Consider the following 19,837-nt stretch of genomic DNA (forward strand, 5'->3'; position numbering starts at 1 on the left):
TTTTAATAAATATCTTAACAGACATTTTATTATGCCTTAAATCTTTACCTAATCGAAGTTTTCTACCAAAAGAATTCTGGCATATTCAAGTACTCAACATCTAAAGGCATAGCAAAAGGGATACATACTCTCTGCCTATCTATTGAGAAAATCATTTCTTCTTTCGATATTGTCCTTCAACTCGACTATTAACTAAATCCTCAAAATTCACTATTGCTTCGCAATGCTCGTAAAGGTTCGACATATTTCCGCTCGACTCTTTTTTGCACCCATAATTCTTTATTTTTCCGATAGATCCATTCAAATACTTCATTTAGTTTATCAGTTCGATAATGCCATCCATCATAGTGAATTTCTCCAGTAAAAAGTGTATTAATCAGTTCGAATTGTAAATGCTGATGAATCGAGTTTACCAATAAGTGCGGAGAAAAACCGCCCCCATTGGTAAACAGATTGCCCCCCATTGCCGTGCCGCTGGCATCGGCTAAAATCTCGGGCGGCCCTAACGGGCATTAAGCGCTTGGTCAATACCTAGTTTATGCATTGTTTTCTTCTTCGAGATCATCACGCTCTTGGATCATGACGACAGAAAAAGAATCTAAATGCTTTTTAATTTCTGTAAAGCGAAACTTAGTGTTGCTCAAATAGTTTTTTAAAAACTGAATGACCAATGAATTTGTAAATTGCTTCGGCAATTGCACGGTGAAGGATTCAGAATAATGGGGTAAGGAATTAAGTACCGTTGTGATCCTTACCGTCAAAATTTTGTCTGGCGTAATGTTAACAATAACTTCTTGTTCATCTATGGTAAAAACTAGATATCCTTGATCAAGTTTTGCATTTATGGAATTAACCCCACTTAATTCTGCTTCAAGCTCTTTTAGATTTTTGAATTTGATAAATCTGTCAGGCCTTAAGTTTTCTATGTAATGGGCTTTATAGTTTGGGATTAATTTTAGGTAAACAGAACTAACTATTTTAAAATCCGGATTGTTCACCAGATACACATTTCCCACTTTTACTGAATTGCCAACAGGCACTGGGCTGACTTTAATCTTATTTTTACCTTCCGCTAAAAGCCACTTGCATAACTTATCAATGTCATCTTCAGTATCAAAACTGATGTCGTAGATCAAATTGTCACCTTCTTGGAAGTGAAAATTCAATTTACTTTTTTCTTTAATAAATCTAAGGAATTCACTCGGAATCCCATCTACGTGAAAATGCACCATATATATCAAATAATAATTAATTGTATTAGTAAGCTAGGTTTACCCTTCTATGTTTATGTTTTTAGAATATAGATACTATAGTCAGCTAGAAATTTTTGAGCGACTTAAAATTTCATCCGCCTATTAGCATTCCTCTATGCAATTCGAAGCATACATAGTATCTTAATATTTTGCAGCGTTATCATGCATCTCATCTTCCAACCGTTGCCTAATTTTATTGTAAAGTTTTTCAGGTATTAATCCCGAATCTTTTCGGCTAGCATAGATTTTGTCCTGAACACTCCTAATATGCTGCAAAGTTATTTCACCACTTTCTATAACGTTTTCTATGGCATCAGATAAAGTTTGCGCATTTGTTATTGCCTTGTTTTGATCTATAATAATTTTAGCACCCACTGTAAACACAGGCAAACAACTCATAAACAATTTCACAATAAAATCCCATAGGCTATAATTGAAAAACAACGCTGAAATTAATATAACTACAAAAACACTGATACCAATTTTATAGACCAATTTTTTAAAATGAGTTCTTATCGCTGTGTCGTAATTGAGATTGGTTTTTTGGCATAAAAACACAGCTGTAAGATGATCTTTTAATGCTAATTCCGTTGGATACCAGTCATACAGTTTACTTAGATCACCACCTGATTTTTTAAATTTCGACGAGAACTTATTAACAAGCTCTTGTTTTGGCTTCTTACCCACAACAATCCGATGCCAATCTAAGCTATAAACATCGCAATCGAATTGCTCCTGAATTTTAGCCGCATCCGCTTTATAGGCGTTAACTACAACATTTACTAATAAGAGTTCCGAAAAAACAATACTAATAGAATAGATATTAACAAAAGCCGTTATATCTATTCCAAAAATAGCCAGTCCAATTTTTATAAAAGCAATCAGAGCCGTCAATGGTACAGCAAGAATGACCATAAATATAAAAGCTTTTTTTGCTTCAAGGTAAAGCTGTTTTTGAGCCGCCAGCCTATTGATGTTTTTTTCTTGATTTTGTCTTGTAAAAATTGTCTCCATATTATATATATTTAGGGAAATAATCACCAAATATTTCGCGCCACTTATTGATTGATGCCTCCATTTTATTATCTTTTTCAAGTTCCCTGGCTGCAATGGCTATGTGATAATCGGAAGCAGCCTTATTCTTAATCTTCTCCCGTTCATCAAATGTGAGATGGTTAATATCACCTTGATAGCCCTTTGGATCATTTAAGCTGTTATGAATATTATGATAAATATAAGCCAGAACTTTTGGTATCTCATTTTCAACATACACTTCGCTTGTTGCCCCGGAACGGTAGTAATTAAGTATTAAATTTTCAAGATAATAAGACTTGATGGTTGGCATTGTTGCCCTGCCTGTCCAATACTTGAAAATTCTGATTATGTCTATGACGGACACTAATTGTGATCCATTTGTTGTAGTAAGTCTCAACTTGTCGAATCTGGGATCTGATTTTTTCCAATTACCACTTCCATCCGGGATCAAGTAAAAATTTTTTCCTGTATCATCAGGTGTAGAAATAAAGCAAGGTACAATATCAAATATCCACTCATATGAGGTCAGCTTAAGCGTTGCTGCTTCCATATTTCGCTTGATATCTGCATTTCCATATTTTGAAATATTACCCAAGCTCGTTTTAAATTTTTCAATTACTTTTCTGGAGTTGAGAATATAAGTATCCGCATTACAAAGGTTCACCAAAGTTTTAGCGTCAGGATGAACCGAAATTTCGATCCTTCCATACAATTCTTTATAAGTACCACTCTGGCCGTGCATAATGATCATCATATCAATATCATCTAAGGGCCGAATTTTGGTTTTCCTCGAAAAGGAGCCATAATCAATAACCCCATCTGCGTGGAGTTTAGGGAATGTATCATCATCAGGGAAATTCAATATTTGACCCTGAAGGTAATTTTTGCTGCTTTTAGCTAAATCAGAGCGGTCGGTATCTAACCTTACTGTATTAGTTAAGAAGTCGTTAAAAGCTTGAGTAACATTTTTTGCCATACTTGGAATAATTTGGTTTAATTTTATATATAGCCTATACTATCCACACCTAATTACCACCTTGACTATATTAATTGGTTATCAATCAATTATGCAACTGCATAATCGTGCCAACGCTATATTTCCTCTTTTCCTTCTTATTTTTAAAGAAATTCGTGCCAATTTGTCCATGAAAATTTTGAAAGCATCACTTATTGTCATATCAACTAACAATCAAATTTATTATTACAGCCAATAATGAAAAAGAAGTATAAGTTGTAAAAATAGACCGTGATTGTGGGGCAGAAATTACGGGCTGATTGTCCTCGTCGATTACTTTTCCTTGATTAAATGTTGTGCGGATCCGGCTAAAGTGATAAAGTTAGGAGAATGACAAGTAGGTTTCTTTTCATTAAGTAAGTTTTAGTTTTACTCATGATTATTTTCTTATACGTATTTCATAAAACCTTTCATAAAGATATGACCAGGATTGCCAACATCAGTCCCGAACCCACCATCATTTCAAAGAAATGGAAGGTCATGCCTCCTCATCTGACATTGATCAAAAGTTATCAAAAAGCAGTAAGCGTAGGTAAAGGAGTATAAACTGGAGAGCTTATTCCTTTCTTCGATATTGACCTTCAAGCTTATTATTTACCACTTTCTCAAAATTCACAATAGCCTCACAATGGTCATAAAAGTTCGACATATTGCAGCTCGACTCTACTAGGTAAAAGCTCATCGAAAGATGGGCTTCCTTTGTTAAAAGGAATTTAGAATAACCCTTTTCATATTAAAAAATATCTTTTTTTGATATGCCAGGATCAAGCGGAATTGTTGGGGGAAGAAAACTTTAAGCATAGAATGACCTTTTTACTCGGCTGGCTGAAACGGATTTTACCCTCGTCGCGATAGCTTTGCAGGGTGGATTTCGATTTAATGTTTAAGCATTCCATTGCTTCGACATCGGAGACTCATTTATCTTCTTTGGTTTCTTTATGCTCGTTCTTTAAACGCGCGACAACTTCTTCGACAAGCGCGTAAAGGGCGCTGTCTTGCAGGCAGATGACTTCCATTCTTTGAGAAATTTATGTCTGATTGTCAACAAGGTAAGAAAACATTAGAAGATATTTTTAAAATCTATACATAATTTCTTAACAAGAACCATAAAACTTATCTAATTTTCCTTTTAATATAAAGGGATATAGATTACTTGAATTATAGATCTACGAATAACTAATAAAAGATTTGAACATGACATACCTTTTAATATTAGTTTAAATGACCTGAGAGATAGAGGTATCATTACAACTTAGTCTGCGCTATAAATAACGGAAGTCCGACGACACTAACAAAAAAATATAATACAAAATATAACGCATTAGTAGAATTTAGTAAGCCTATTGCATCGAATATAATAAGAGAAAACGAAGCCGATACTATTATAGCGCTAATAGAAAGAAATATTTGCATTTTCCCGTATGCTGAATCTCGATTATTATCATTAATCTCTACAGGATAGTTCAACATCATAGGTTTACCTATAAGATATCTAATAGCAGAAACGATAACGATATTAAAAAGTATAGGTATCCAAATAAAAGATTTTTCTGTGTAACCATCTATTTTCCCTGTGAGATCACGATGACCAACAATTACTTCAGGTAATTGTTGGTAATAATAAACATAAATCACTACATAACAAAGGATTATAGAGGGACTAATGAGAAATATGAGGTTTAAAGACTTTTTCATGGAATAATTTTAATGTAATAGGTTTATAAAATGGATAGAGGTATATAATCAGTCCCCCAGTAATTGCAAAAAAGAATGAGAATATACCCTGATAAAAAATTATTAATATATGGAATACAATTGCCAATATCAACAAATATTTTTTAAATTTACCACCAGCGAGAAGCCCCATACATAACATAACTTCTAAAAAAATAGAACCGTATGTTAGAGTTTGGCGCATGCGCCAAAGCTAGAATACCACTTCTAACAGTTTTGCATGAATCGTGATTGTTCAATATATTTAATTTACATTGCCGGTTTCGCAATATTTCAGCAACCGGTCTTCCTGTTCGGGCAGTGAATAGCCCTTCCTTTTTTGTTCGTTGGTACTAACGCGAACATATAGATAAGCTGATTTCATAGAGTTAACTATTTAATTTCAATTATCTAACGAAAAAGGATTGTACTGGGTATCCAAAATCGCAGAAGAGCGAGTAAGCGGAAAAACCAGAAAGCTTTGACCCCTTCTCACCAAAAACGACAACTAAATTCAGGACGGGACACACTTTGATGAAAGGGACAATTGTAACTGCGACAGATAAGCTCCGAAGCAGGCTAAACTTAGCAAGAAGCTGGTCAATTATTGAAATTGACCAGCTTCTTGCGTTAATTTTATCTCCAACAATTAAATTCCCTGCTTGATCCGGTTGGTTTCTGTATTATCGGTATTTCTTGACACTTTATTTCCTTTGCTGTTTCCAAAACGGTAAAGAATGCTGATCATTGTTTTTCTATTATCTTTATATGCTGTATTGAACTGATGCACACCATTGACAATGCCCTTATATTTCCGCTGACTGGTTTTAAAAATATCAGATGAATTGAGCGAAAAAGTTAATTTTCTGTCCATAAACATCGCTCTTAAACTTAAATCAGTTGCATAATAAGCCGAACTGATCAATCGGTTAGCTAGTTCAGGGAACTGATACCAAAGTGTAACATTCGCCATTAACGTTTTCTTTGTGTTGAGGGTAAAAGTATTATTCGTAGAGACATAGCCGCTCCATTGTTTTAACGTTCCTTCTGCAATTGCCCCGTTTGATTTAGACCTTTCCATATAAATATTCAACTGATTGTTGTTTTCCCACCAGCTTATTTTATTGATGGTCAGTGTTTCACTCAGGCCGGTGGTTACTGAATTTGCATAATTCCGTTGTACACGGGATTGAATGTTACTTTGCGGGTCGAAAAAGTCAAGGGTGCTAAATCCATTAGAAACAAAATTGGAGTAAACAGAAGTACTCAACCAATCTTTATAATTGTAATTTAACTCGAAATTATTGCTAAAGGATGGTTTCAGGAACGGATTTCCTTCCTCGTAGACGTTAACGGTGCTATAAAGCCTGGCTGGATTCAACAGGCTGTAATCTGGCCGGTTAATTCTTCTGCCGTAAGTAAAGGAAAAAACATTGTTTTCATTCGGGCTATGCTTCAGATAAAAAGTAGGAAACAACTGGACATAATCGTTTTTTTGCGCGGATGTTTGCAGCGAGGAACGTCCGGTAGTCTGGGTCATCTCCATTCTTAAACCCAATTTCATGCTCCATTTGTTGAAATTCTTATCTGCCGTTGCATACAGCGACTGTGTGTTTTCTTTATATTCGAATAGGTTATTGTTGCGCACAATCGCACCAGAGCTAGGCTCATAGACCAGGTCGTTTTTACTTTTGATATTGGAGATTTTGGCCCCCAACTCCAGACTGGCGAATTTATAGGGTAAGCTGAGGTCTAATTTGCTGGAAAAGATGTCAAAGCGTTCATCCTGAGCTAAACCAACAGGCTGGTAATTATTTAACAATTCCAGCTCAGGCATATAACTCTTACTTTGGAAATGATTGTTATCAATGGTTCCGTATTTAAAATAATTGGAAGTAAATTCTATCTTTTTTCCTGAGGTATCAATTTTATGATCCAGATAGAATTCAAAGTTTCTCAGCGTATACTTCAATTTATCTTTGCCAGTAAGCACTAATGTGGAATCTAAAAGCCGACCTGTGGCGTAGAATGCGCCATTCTCCTTCGAATCAATCGTGTAATGACGTGCCCCCTCCATGTATTTTACGCCTATTGTTGTGTTTGCGGTTAAATCATAATCCACCCTGATATCTCCTCTTCCACCCTTTCCAGTTGTTAGCTCATCCAGCTGCCGCTCCCATAAGCTTTTTGGGCTAGAAAAAGCAGAAAAAGACTTAGATTCTATTTTCAAATAAACACCACTCAGGTTACTGCTGAGGTGAAGCTTACCCTGGTTATAATTGAAGATCCCTGTTAGGCCGGCGGTGTATCTGCTGGCTATAATACCACCAGTATTTATCATGCCGTTGAAGCCCTGTTCGCCATTCTGCTTTAATACAATATTGATCAGGCCTGAGTTTCCGTCTGCTTCATAACGTGCCGAAGGATTGGTGATGATTTCAATTCTTTTGATATTGCCAGAGGGGATGGACTTCACATAGTTGATCAGATCAACACCCGAAAGCTGAATCAGTTTATCATTTACCATGATTTTAATGCTGTTCTTTCCGACGATATTGACACCATTATCATTGACGCGAACGCCGGGTGCCTTGCTCAATGCATCAATCCCATCTCCGCCAATGGCAGACAGGCTATTTTCTACATTGAATAAAATCCGGTCTGTTTTACGGACGATGAGTGGCGCCTTAATATAAATATTGACCTCCTTTAATTGCTTGCGCTGTCTCGCTAACCTGACGAGCAAAATGGTATCCTGATGAAGGGCATCAGGTAAATCTACAAACGTAGATTCAAAGCCTATGGCACTAATGACCAGTTGATGTTGTAAGGTTTGCTTTGGATTCAGCAGGAAGATACCAATGCTATCTGTGATGCTGGTTTGTACAATGGATTTTTCTGACTTTTTCTGCAGAAGGATGTTGGCAGAAATTACGGGCTGATTGTCCTCGTCGATTACTTTTCCTTTGATTAAATGTTGTGCGGATCCGGCTAAAGTGATAAAAGTTAGGAGAATGGCAAGTAGGTTTCTTTTCATTAAGTAAGTTTTAGTTACTCATGATGATTTTCTTATAAGTATTCCATAAAACCATTCATAAAGATATGACCAGGATTGCTAGCATCAGTCCCGGTCTTTTTGTTTTACCTGTTGGAAAGTCTATCTTAGTTACCTTTACTGATTTCCTCAGTTATAAATCATGACCTCCTGCTAGAAAGCATTTCAAAACACATTCCTTTCAGCGAAATCTCCAATTACGCTCCAAAATGGTCACTTTTCATGCCTAAAACCGATTATTTGGCCGATTTTAAGGCTATTTAAGTCAGTATAAATCTGAGTAACTTGGGGTTTAAGAGGATTTTGGCGCATCATTGTTCCTTTCTTCGATATTGACCTTCAACCTTATTATTTACCACTTTCTCAAAATTCACAATAGCCTCACAATGGTCATAAAAGTTCGACATATTGCAGCTCGACTCTACCGAAAGAAAGCTCACTTTTCAGTGAGCTTTTTGCGTTTAAAAAAAACTGATATTCAACACCTTATAGAATAATACAACTAGCGTTTTGCTCACTCAAATATAATAAATTCATCGCACAATAAAGAGCTAAAATGCCATTAAATGTACCCTTATTTGGCGCATCTGTTGGCGCGTGCGCCAAAGCCGCCCCCACTATTCCTATGTCTTTTGCCTGAATCACAATTGTTAATATCTTTACAAGATAAGAGAGAAACTCTGGCAACTGAAAGCGAACCTACTATATAGTAAACTCTAAATTATGATTAAACCAATAGAGGAATACGATGAGATAATTGAATCATCAGCAAATACCATGTTTGATGAACCACAGTTAAACCCAATTCCAACAAACATAATACTGAACAAAGTTCGGACTGGATGGGGTGCAACTTATAGCGAATAAAATCAAATAGAAACAGCATTATATTATTTCCTCAAACCAGTCAAGTTTCTATCGACACCAGAAGGACTAGTAAAAGTCATTGATGCCGTTTATGCTACTATTGCTACGTCTACACATAATATAATACATTTTTGAAAGAACCTTCGAGTATTAAATGCTTTTCTTATATTATTCATACTATAGATAGGTACTAGTATTATAATCGATATTTAAACGTATTTAAAGCATGATTACAATAAGAAAAATGATGAGGGGGTACAATCCTCTACATATATAGTGGAAAAAGTCTCTCTCTACTACGTAAGGATAGAAAAATTATATAATTTATAAATTTTAATATTTAAGGCTACCATGTAGCCCTTGTAAACATTAATTCAATTATATTGTATTAACCAAAGGTTCTAAAAATGATCTCAACCAAATATTCCCTAAAGATTGTACTTGCCTTAATATTATTCATAGCTAGTTGCCACATTGAAAATCCTTATACTAAGGAAAAAGTTATATTCAATATACCTGAACAAGAAGTTATAAAAAATTTGCATAAAGAGTTTCAATTTGAAAAAGTTTCGTTTTCTGGTATAAGCATTGATCTCATCAAAAACAGGGTTCAAAGTGCGGCTTATGGAAAAAGAATAGATTTTCAGATAAATATACTCAACCCAAAAATTGATAAAAATGAATTAGCCTTTGCTCAAGAATTTGCAAAGAGGTTAAAACCTTATGTTAAAAACATCGACCATTTCAATGTAATAACAATAGATACAAAAATTAAAACTAAATACTCTTGGGGATCGACAGAGAGCAATAAGAGAACCTTACTCTATGCTGGATCATTATTAGAATTTCCAATTGAAAATTATTTTACCACTACCCCTGATTATAACTAAGGTTATTGTGCACCTTTTATGCTAACTTCTAGTGTTATGTTGTCAAAGCCCCATTTTAGATAATCTAACTTTACTGCACCTTTCATATATTTACCATTGATATTAAAAATATATAAAGTTATTCCGCAAGATGTCACCTACTAAACAAAATCCTCCTGAAAATGAAATACTAAACTCAGGATTAAACATTCTTTAAGCCCTCCTGCTGGTATCCCCCACCCTCATGCTCATAAGAGCGTGGTACCTGCTTTTTAAACTAAGGCTATGTTTCCGTTATGGAATTTGACTTTTTGGCTCACATATAAACCCAATTTCAAAAAATATTTTTTCAAAAAATTCTAGCCTGAAATTTTAAGGTACTGTGGTATCACCCATATACTTTCGGTTTAGTTCAACAAAAACTTTTCGGTCTTGGTTAAACGCCCAATTACCTGAATATCTTTATCACTGCTTGTACTTGCATCTAACAGGTGCTGATACCACGCTAAAGTAGAAGTGGTATCAAAATCATCATTGGGCAAATCATGTTCTAAAATCTGCACCCTGATATCGTAACAAAAGTTCACATAGACTTTCATAAATTTGTTTCGGTAACTTTCAAATTTTGGCAACACTGGAAAATGAAAATTAATACCATACTGCCTGGATAGCGTAATAATAATCTGCACTCCTTCCGGGCCCATTATCACCACTTCATCATAGTCTGGAAGACTTGTCCTATTGTTGTTGTTCTTTAACCCAAAGGCAAAACTCAATATGCCAAGTGCATAAGAATTATGAAAATTCAATAGATCAAGGGACAAACGTATATCATCTTTGATAATAGCTGAGCTAAAGTTGCTTTCCTTCTCGCTAGCCCACCACATCGCATAGCTGTCATATTCCCAATTATTATGACCTTGTTTTGCATGATCTACGGAGAAGCAATTTTTATTAAAATTCTCAAACTTTAGAGTCACACTTTTGGTAACCTGGTTTGGATCATCTACAGCGAAATAGATCAAACCCTCATAGCCATCTTCCAGAAAATAGATGCGTAGTTCATCAATATATTTCATCGGGGTTGGCGTATCAAATAGAATAACGGCATAACGTTTATAGTTATCTACTGCAATTCCAGCGATGCTGATCGTTCCTTTTTTAAAAAGTTTTTCAATACAGCATGAAGTTGCGTATGCTTCGCTATAGTCTAAAAGTGCATCGCTATAAGATGTATGGACTTTTTGGTTATTTTTCTTTTCCAGTTGCTTATTAATCTTGCCCATTAGCGTCAAAGAATTCACCATCCAACTACGACGTTTAATTACGGCATCATCTTTTTTATGGTCGTAACTCAGAGAAAACGCCCTGTTTGAACTTAGAAACTCATCGGTAATGGTTCCCCAATGTTCTGGCGCATTTGTGTAAAATGGATTACCCGGAATGATTTCTTTTTCTTCAGTTGCCGGTCTTTCATAATGCAAAGGAGTTGAATCGTAGCGGTTCGAATTGCCGGTCAGTTTAAAAATCAGTCGAAAAACAAAAAGACTTAGTAAGATTATAGTAGTTATGCCCATGTCAGTTTTAAAAGAATAAAGCTAACAGTAAATTGAGTTTCAAACGAATCTACCTACATAGTTTTTCGTTTTAACATTTATTTTAGTTATATCTTAAAAGAAATAAACACTTCTTGTTCTATCAAACTTTCTCAAAATTCAAAATAGCCTCACAATGGTCATAAAAATTCGACATATTGCAGCTCGATTCTACTTAAGGAAACAACCTATACAGATTGTTTCCTTTTTTTATATCCACAAAAAAAAGACGCCTCCTCCTTTACTTATCCTCTTTGAAAACTGGCAAGGTGAAAGCCCTATATATCCCAGAATTAATTTGGATAATTCTTCAAAATCAGTGCATCTATGGATCTCGCTAGTCTGTGTTTAGTTAAGGTTGTAATTGCTTCCAAAAAACACAAATCATTTTGAAAACTAATTATTTAGTTCTATATTCAACTAACCAAATATTCGCTTCATGACAATAAGTTCGTACACCACAGTACTCATCGGTGCCCTAATTGTGGGCAGTTTGATCAAACCGAAAGCTTCAGGACAACTTCAAAAGCAACAATTCAGTTTTACGATCCGGGGAACAATCGAAGGTAAAAATGTTGTCAAAAATGCAATAATATATGACCGGAATCATAAAACTATTGGAAAAGTTCCAATTAAGGATGGATCTTTCAAGTTTACAGGCATGTATCCTGAAAGCAATGCAGAAATGACACCTGCCTATTACGTACTGTGTTCCAATCAAGATTCGTTGGAGCGTGGCGATGAGGGTATTTCCAAACTGATATATCTAGATCCCGAAGTCGAGGTCAAATTTCATTCGGGCACGTTAAAGTACGAGATAAACGGCGGAGCTATGAACCGATTGGCTAACGCTTTTCAGGAACAAAAAACTTACTTCCAAAAAGAGTACGACAGCTTGGTAAAGGTTATTCAACAGCAGGCAACACAAAGTGTAGAGGGGCTGAGTTCTGCTAAGATAGAGGAACTACAAACCTACTATAAATTTCGCAGTTTCAGCCGGACAGATAGTGCCTACTTAAGTATGATAAAAGCTAATCCAAGCTCTCCGGTTTCCCTTGATCATTTCCGAGGTCTTGTAACTACCTCAAGCGTATCTATAAAAGATGCAAGGCGCATTTTTGAGGGACTGGATTCCAACATTAGGGCTAGCAACGCGGGAAAAAAAATGGATGAAAAAATCAAAAAAGAAGAGAAAATTAGCTTCGTAAAATATAAATATCCACCTAAACTACCATTAAATGCAAACATGTATAATTTTACCGTGCCGGATACAAAGGAGAGTTTGGTGCAAAGCAAGGATGTGATTACACAGCATAAGTATACACTCATTGAGTTTTGGTCGACCTATTGTATCCCATGTATTTCAGAGATGCCCAACTTGATCGAGGCAAAAAAAATGTATAAAGAAAAGGGATTTGAGGTGATGACGGTATCACTTGACCATCAAGATGATCTCGGACGTTGGAAAGGTATGGTCGCCGCACTTAAGATGGATTCGTTCGTTAATACAAATGATGTGGGAAAACGCCTGGGCACAAGTTTAAACATCAAACAAATTCCCGTGAATTATTTAGTGGATTCGAATGGTAAGATCATAGCCCATAACCTCAGAGGCAGTGCCCTAGAGAAGAAACTCGCTGAGCTCCTTAACTAAGATTTATTGACATAAAAAAGGGCTAATTGTCAAACTTTCTTCTTTCTATATTGTCCTTCAACTCAATTATTAACTAGAATCTCAAAATTTACTATAGCCTCACAATGCTCATAAAAGTTCGACATATTGCAGCTCGACTCTACTAGAAAAAAGCTCACTTTTCAGTGAGCTTTTTACGTTTAAATGGGTGTTAACGCGCTTTCAACATTATCCACAATTAAAGCTTTTCAGTAGTTGAGACACAGATGAGACAGCTATTTGCTTATTAACAATGGCGAGTCGGGTTACAATAGCTGTTTATACATAATTAACGGAGTGAAAAACATTTTACATTTGCTAATACTAATCGACGGCTGTATCTTAACATGCTAAATACTAGATGCGAATGGATTTTAACGGATATATCAATACGGTTCAATTAGACTCGCAAAGTGTCCTTTCCAATGGGTATCCTTTTAATATTCCCAGTATAAAGAAATTTAAGAAGCTAAACTTTCATCCGAAAGTAACATATTTGATTGGTGAAAATGGAATGGGGAAGTCGACCTTATTGGAAGCGATTGCAATAGGTTTAGGCTTTAACGCGGAAGGAGGGAGTAAAAATTTCAATTTTGCTACCCAGTCTACACATTCTGATTTGCACCGATATTTGAAATTCAGCAAAGGAATTCATAGAATGAAAGATGGTTTCTTTTTAAGAGGAGAAAGCTTTTACAATGTCGCTTCCCAAATAGACGAGCTGGATAAAGAGCCAGGGGGAGGTGCCTCTATCATCAGTTCCTACGGTGGTAAATCTTTGCACGAGCAATCGCATGGCGAATCGTTTTGGGCACTGTTTATGAATCGGTTTGGAGGTTCGGGACTGTATATTTTGGACGAGCCAGAGTCTGCGCTCTCGATCACGCGTCAAATGGCTATGCTTGCTCAAATGGACAAATTGATCAATAAGCGCTCTCAATTCATTATTGCCACTCATTCACCGATTATACTTGCCTATCCAGATGCGACAATCTACCAGATGACACCTGATGGAATACATAAAGTAACATACAAAGAGACGGACATCTACCAATTGTACAAGGGCTTTCTGGACAATCCTGACCAAATGACATCTATATTGATAGATAAAAGAGATAGACTCTAGCGTGCTTGATAAATGGAGGTTTAGATTTTTTAACAGAATCGTAATCCCAGAATAACCTTCCAATAAAATGGTAACCTCATCTTTGTAATGCCTGGAATATTGACGATGGTATAAAAATAGAAATACAGAAAATTATTGATAAATTTATTACCAACCAAATATCAACCACTTATTCATGGAGAATTACTCCTCATATTCTGATGAAGAATTAACTGTATTATTAAAATCGGACAATAAAATTGCCTTTACCGAATTGTATAACCGGCATTGGAAGCGCTTATTTGGTATCGCCTACAACCGTCTAAAGAATATACAGGCCGCAGAAGATATTGTACATGATGTTATGGTCTCCTTCTGGAACAACCGGGAAAAAGTAGAAATCTCCAACCTCAGTGCCTACCTGGCTACCGCGACCAAGTACATGATCTTACAGAAGATCCGGAAAGAACAACGTCGCCTGACATACAGCCAATCCATGGAAAGCAGCGACGAAACAGACAATATTAACCTCGAAGACAGCTTGCATTTCAAAAACATCATGCAATTGATCCAGGAAGAAATCAACCAGCTACCAGAAAAATGCAAAATCATTTTTAAATACAGCCGGGAAGAACACCTCTCCATCAAGGAAATTGCCGGCAAGTTAAACCTATCCACAAGTACTGTTGAAAATCAACTCAATAAAGCATTAGGTCGACTCCGGATCGTGATGAAAAACATCCATCTCCTGCTCTTTTTTACTTTTCTATAAAAAATCTTAAAACCACATAGGTGCTAGCCCCCCGTTAGAACACTTACTCTAAAAGGGACACTAAATGCAAGCATCAGAACAAATAATCAAAGCCATCCATAATTACCTTGAAGGAAAAGCTACACCACAGGAAAAAGCCATGGTCCAGGATTGGTATTATGCTTTCGATGATACAGAAATAGAAATCTCCTCAGAAACAAAAGACCTGCACCGCCAAATTGAAACCCGTTTGCGTAACCGGATCCACCAAAGTATCCATCAAAAAGAAAAATCTAAGGTTCAAAAACTAAAACCTCTTTGGATTGCCGCTGCATCCTTATTTTTGATCTTTAGTATTGGGCTCTATTTTAGCCTCAAACAAAAGCCCATCCCTCCGACAACACTTGCAAAAAAACAAATCATAGAAGAAATTCAGCCCGGTGGAAACAATGCAACCCTCACCCTGGCCAATGGAGAAAAAATAAACCTTAGCAATGCTAAAATAGGGAATTTGGCCAGTCAGGCCGGTATCCTCATCACCAACAAACAAGAAGGACAGCTGGTTTATGAAGCCACGTCCAGCAAGGGTAACCATTCCAACATGACCAATACCATTGAAACACCCAATGGCGGTCAATATCAGATTACCCTCCCTGATGGGACTAAAGTATGGCTCAATGCAGCCTCCTCTTTAAAATACCCAGTGCAATTTGCCACAAATGAACGTCGCGTAGAATTAAGTGGCGAAGGTTATTTTGAAGTGTCCAAAGACAAGTCCAAACCATTTAAAGTCGTCACCATCAAACAAAACATAGAAGTTTTGGGCACCCATTTTAATGTAAACAGCTATACAGATGAACAGACAATAAAAACTACACTACTAGAAGGATCCGTTAAAGTGAATTCATTAATACGCAAAACCTGCATTCTTCAACCTGGTCAGCAATCCATTCTTGGCAGTAATAGTTTACAAATCCAACTCGCAGATCTGGAACGCACCATGGCCTGGAAAAATGGAAATTTTATGTTTGATGGAGAAGACCTGAATAGCATTATGCGTAAAATCTCCAAATGGTACAACGTAAAAGTCACTTACCAACATCAACCCGCAGAGGTCTTATTTACCGGTGTGGTGTCCCGTTCTAAAAATTTAATCGCTGTTATCCGCGCTTTAGAAGCTACGGGAAAAGTACATTTCAAAGTAGAAGGAAACCAAATCACCGTTTTATAAGCCAATTTAACGAATAAAACCACATATGCCCATGAGAGATCCAACTTAAGCGAAAGCCTGTCGGGCAAAAAAAGGACCGGAGTATTACGAGTACCCCGATCCGAATGCCTGGTCAAATCAATTCTGTTCTTCCAACAAAAAATCAATTCATCTGCAATAACCCACCTCAGCTTAACGCTAAAAGGAGGCTAAGGCAAAAACCAAACAATCAAATGTATGAAATTTTACCATCTCATTAGGTCAAGGCAACAAGCTTATCTACCTAAATCAATCCTTCGAATTATGAGGCTAACGATGATTATCCTAACCACATGTTTACTGCAAGTCAGTGCTGCAGGCTTCGGACAAAAAATTACCCTTCATGAAAAAAATGCATCTCTTTCCTCTATTCTCAATAAAATTAGAGCGCAAAGTGGGTATGATTTTCTGGGTGATACCCAACTGATCCGTCGGGCCGCCCCAATTACAGTAAGCGTAAGTAATGTCAGTATTGAAGATGCCCTTAAAGCCTGCTTCGATAGCCATTTCATTACCTTTTTCATTACCGACAAAATCGTTGTATTTAAACTCAAAGAAGAACAGGTATCTCCTACTCCAGTCTCCAACATTAAGACAATGAATATCAGTGGAAATGTGGTGGACGACAGGGGCGAAAGTTTGCCTGGAGCAACCGTAAGGGTCAAAGGAACAAACACGATCGTTATTACCGATTCCAATGGTGCCTTTACCCTAAAAAACATAGAGGAAAATGCAGTTTTGATTATTTCCTATATTGGTTATACCAGCCAGGAGCTTAAAGCTGCCCCAAACCTAACTATTAAACTCTACGTTCTGGCAAGTAACCTAAATGATGTGGTTGTAGTAGGTTATGGAACGCAGAAAAAACAGAACCTATCCACTGCAGTATCCAGTGTAACATCCAAAACCATAGAAAAACTATCCATTACCCGTGTGGAGCAAGCCCTTCAGGGAAATGCACCAGGTGTTTTGGTCTTGAATCAAAACGGGCAACCGGGTGATAAGCCTATGATCCGCATTCGTGGAACAGGGACCAATAACAACCCGGATCCATTATTCATTGTAGATGGTTTTCCAGTGAGCAACATTGAATACCTGAACCCAGGAGACATTGAGCGTATGGACGTGTTAAAAGATGCCGCTTCAGCTGCCATATATGGTGCCAGAGGTGCCAATGGTGTAATTTTAATCACCACCAAAACAGGTAAAGCCGGTCAGCCTACCCTTAGTTATGATGGTTATTATGGGGTACAAAATACCTGGCGTAAGCTACCCGTACTGAACGCCACACAATATGCCACCATGATGAATGTAGGTGCACAAAATGCAAACCCAACTAACCCGGTTCCCTATCCAAATCCAGATTCTTATGGTATTGGAACCAATTGGCAGGATGCCCTTTTTCGTAAAAATGCCCCGATATTCAATCATCAGGTCACCGCATCAGGCGGAGGTGATAAAGGGACTTATCTGGCCGAATTCTCCTATTTCAATCAACAAGGTGTCATCGGTGGTGATAATTCCGACTTCAAAAGATATACCTTTCGCTTAAATGTGGATCAGAAAATCACGGATTTCTTAAAAATCGGAACCAATATCAATTACATCCACAGCGAGCGCAGTGCAATCTTCGACAATGGAGATCAGGGTGGACAAGTATTAGGTAATGCCGTAAATATCGATCCGCTAACCCCGCTTTATGAAACAGATCCTGCTAAACTAGCTGCCTATAACGTTAATGCCGTAAAAAATGGCACACAGGTATATGGCATTTCACCACAAGCAACTTTTCCCAATCCACTGGCACAATTGGCCATTATCAATGGTAAAAACAAAATCGATAAACTGCTTGGCAATGCGTACGCAGAAATCAACCTATGGAAAGGACTTAAATTCCGCAGTACCTTTGGTATGGATCTCGGCAATTATAACAGTAATAGTTATACACCACCTTATTATTTATTGCCAACCTCAGGGCAAAACTATTCTAGTGTAAGTACAAATTTCTCCAGAGATTATACCTGGCAAACGGAAAATGTGTTGAGCTATGCACATGACTTCGGCAAGCACAATATTCAGGTTCTTGCAGGACAATCCGCCTATAAATATACTTACCAAAACCTGGGTGGATCAAGAAATGACCCATCACCTATCGATCCAAGTCTAGCCTATATTGATGTAGCCACGGATATCGCTTCCAGCAAAAACAATGGCGGTGCAGACACCAGAACCCTGGCTTCCTATTTTGGAAGGTTGGCTTACAACTATGATGACAAATACCTGGTTTCAGGAGTTATCCGCAGAGATGGCTCTTCACGCTTTGGCCGCAATCATCCATATGCTACCTTCCCATCCGTTTCAGGTGCCTGGATCATCTCCAAAGAAGATTTCTTTAAACCATCCGCAGTTTCCTTCCTGAAAATTCGCGCTTCATGGGGTCAAAATGGAAATGAAAACCTGGGCAGTTCTTTCCCATGGGCTTCTACTATCATTACAAATGACAATGGCTATACCTTCCTCAATAATGGTGTAGAATATCTGGCCAGCGGTGCTTCTTTAGGTGCCATAGCAAATCCGAATTTGAAATGGGAAACCAGTGAGCAGACAGACTTCGGACTAGACCTCAACTTATTCAAAAACAAACTGTCCCTAACCACTGATTATTATGTAAAAACAACCAAAGATCTGTTAATCCGACCAAACATTTTGGCTAGTGTAGGTTATTCTGCACCCTATATCAATGGGGGAAATGTTCAGAATAAAGGTATTGAGCTGGGCATTAACTACAGTGATAAAATCGGCAAAGATTTCGGCATTAACCTGTCTTTCAACGTCTCACATAACGTAAACAAAGTCACTAAAATCAACAATACGGCACAAGCGATCCCTGGTGCGGCCTATATCAGTTTAGGTAGCATTACCCGTATGGCCGTAGGAGAACCTATCGGTTATTTCTGGGGTGTAAAAACTGGTGGAATTTTCCAAAGCCAGGCTGAAGTAGATGCCTATACCTTTACCGATCCAAATACCGGTGTGGTGAAAAAGATCCAGCCCAATGCAAAACCGGGTGATTTGAAATTTATCGACATCAATAACGATGGCGTGATCAATGACTTAGACCGCACCAATATTGGCGATCCTAACCCGAAATACATTACGGGTTTCACGATCAATTTAGACTATAAAAACTTCGATTTTAGTGTATTTACAATTGGAATGTTTGGTCAAAAAGTTTTCAACGGGAATTACCGTTTTGATAAAACCGTTTCCAATCTTCCGGCAACTATGCTGGATTCCTGGACACCAGACAATCCTAATGCTAAATTCCCAAGATTCATCAGTACAGATCCAAACAAAAACTATGCAACCGTATCTGATCTTTTATTGGAAAATGGAAGTTTTGTACGTGTGAAAAACATACAGTTGGGCTACTCTTTACCTAAAAACCTAATCAGCAATATCAAACTGAGCAATGTTAGGGTATTTGCGGCAGTCGACAATGCCTTTACCATTACAAAATATACCGGATTTGATCCAGAACTCGGAGCCACCAGTCCACTGTCATTGGGTATTGATAGAGGAGTTTATCCACAATCCAGAACTTTCCGTTTCGGAATCATCGCCAAATTATAGATCGTTCATGTATAAGAATTTTTTT

At 37.2% G+C, this 19,837-nt stretch carries 14 protein-coding genes; 7 read left to right on the forward strand and 7 right to left on the reverse strand.

The window, feature by feature from the left end; genetic code table 11:
- Positions 1 to 536: 536 nt before the first annotated feature.
- The 3 genes from P0Y49_17945 to P0Y49_17955 all read right to left on the reverse strand — a co-directional run bounded on the left by P0Y49_17945 (position 537) and on the right by P0Y49_17955 (position 3,264).
- Positions 537 to 1,232: a hypothetical protein gene (locus tag P0Y49_17945; GenBank protein ID WEK18672.1), complete on the reverse strand. Its 696-nt coding sequence runs from the start codon at positions 1,230 to 1,232 to the stop codon at positions 537 to 539.
- A 162-nt stretch (positions 1,233 to 1,394) separates the two neighbouring features.
- A complete protein-coding gene (locus P0Y49_17950; protein WEK18673.1) occupies positions 1,395 to 2,267 on the reverse strand; it encodes an S-4TM family putative pore-forming effector in 873 nt (290 codons plus the stop codon).
- Between the two features lies 1 nt (position 2,268).
- The gene (locus P0Y49_17955) at positions 2,269 to 3,264 is read right to left on the reverse strand and encodes a hypothetical protein (GenBank protein WEK18674.1); all 996 of its coding nucleotides are present in this window, start codon (positions 3,262 to 3,264) and stop codon (positions 2,269 to 2,271) included.
- A gap of 459 nt (positions 3,265 to 3,723) precedes the next feature.
- Between P0Y49_17955 and P0Y49_17960 the strand changes: the two genes are divergently transcribed.
- Complete coding sequence (locus P0Y49_17960; protein ID WEK18675.1) at positions 3,724 to 3,849, forward strand: hypothetical protein; 126 nt, start codon at positions 3,724 to 3,726, stop codon at positions 3,847 to 3,849.
- A 699-nt stretch (positions 3,850 to 4,548) separates the two neighbouring features.
- On the opposite strand, the gene P0Y49_17965 is transcribed toward P0Y49_17960, so the two are convergent.
- From P0Y49_17965 to P0Y49_17975, 3 genes are all read right to left on the reverse strand, one after another.
- Positions 4,549 to 4,998 carry a DUF1648 domain-containing protein gene (locus P0Y49_17965; protein WEK18676.1) on the reverse strand — a complete coding sequence of 150 codons (450 nt, stop codon included), beginning with the start codon at positions 4,996 to 4,998 and terminating at the stop codon, positions 4,549 to 4,551.
- Between the two features lie 283 nt (positions 4,999 to 5,281).
- Entirely contained in the window at positions 5,282 to 5,401 is a 120-nt protein-coding gene (locus P0Y49_17970; GenBank protein WEK18677.1) for a recombinase family protein, read from the reverse strand.
- A 264-nt stretch (positions 5,402 to 5,665) separates the two neighbouring features.
- On the reverse strand, positions 5,666 to 8,053 hold the full coding sequence (locus P0Y49_17975; protein WEK18678.1) for a TonB-dependent receptor: 2,388 nt from the start codon (positions 8,051 to 8,053) through the stop codon (positions 5,666 to 5,668).
- A 1,292-nt stretch (positions 8,054 to 9,345) separates the two neighbouring features.
- On the opposite strand from P0Y49_17975, the gene P0Y49_17980 reads away from it, so the two are divergent.
- Complete coding sequence (locus P0Y49_17980; GenBank protein WEK18679.1) at positions 9,346 to 9,828, forward strand: hypothetical protein; 483 nt, start codon at positions 9,346 to 9,348, stop codon at positions 9,826 to 9,828.
- A 386-nt stretch (positions 9,829 to 10,214) separates the two neighbouring features.
- Here P0Y49_17980 and P0Y49_17985 read toward each other — a convergent pair whose 3' ends face one another.
- Positions 10,215 to 11,384, reverse strand: a complete 1,170-nt coding sequence (locus P0Y49_17985) for a hypothetical protein (protein WEK18680.1) — start codon at positions 11,382 to 11,384, stop codon at positions 10,215 to 10,217.
- 457 nt (positions 11,385 to 11,841) lie between these two features.
- On the opposite strand from P0Y49_17985, the gene P0Y49_17990 reads away from it, so the two are divergent.
- The 5 genes from P0Y49_17990 to P0Y49_18010 all read left to right on the forward strand — a co-directional run bounded on the left by P0Y49_17990 (position 11,842) and on the right by P0Y49_18010 (position 19,812).
- Positions 11,842 to 13,056, forward strand: coding sequence for a TlpA disulfide reductase family protein (locus tag P0Y49_17990; GenBank protein WEK18681.1), 1,215 nt, complete (start codon positions 11,842 to 11,844; stop codon positions 13,054 to 13,056).
- A 385-nt stretch (positions 13,057 to 13,441) separates the two neighbouring features.
- Positions 13,442 to 14,200, forward strand: coding sequence for an AAA family ATPase (locus P0Y49_17995; protein WEK18682.1), 759 nt, complete (start codon positions 13,442 to 13,444; stop codon positions 14,198 to 14,200).
- Positions 14,201 to 14,375: 175 nt separating this feature from the next.
- A complete protein-coding gene (locus P0Y49_18000) occupies positions 14,376 to 14,951 on the forward strand; it encodes an RNA polymerase sigma-70 factor (protein WEK18683.1) in 576 nt (191 codons plus the stop codon).
- A gap of 64 nt (positions 14,952 to 15,015) precedes the next feature.
- A complete protein-coding gene (locus P0Y49_18005) occupies positions 15,016 to 16,161 on the forward strand; it encodes a FecR family protein (GenBank protein ID WEK18684.1) in 1,146 nt (381 codons plus the stop codon).
- Positions 16,162 to 16,443: 282 nt separating this feature from the next.
- Positions 16,444 to 19,812 (forward strand): TonB-dependent receptor, encoded by a 3,369-nt coding sequence (locus P0Y49_18010; protein WEK18685.1) that lies wholly within the window; start codon positions 16,444 to 16,446, stop codon positions 19,810 to 19,812.
- Positions 19,813 to 19,837 lie beyond the last annotated feature (25 nt).

This window comes from Candidatus Pedobacter colombiensis (assembly GCA_029202485.1).
GTDB classification, from domain to species: domain Bacteria; phylum Bacteroidota; class Bacteroidia; order Sphingobacteriales; family Sphingobacteriaceae; genus Pedobacter; species Pedobacter colombiensis.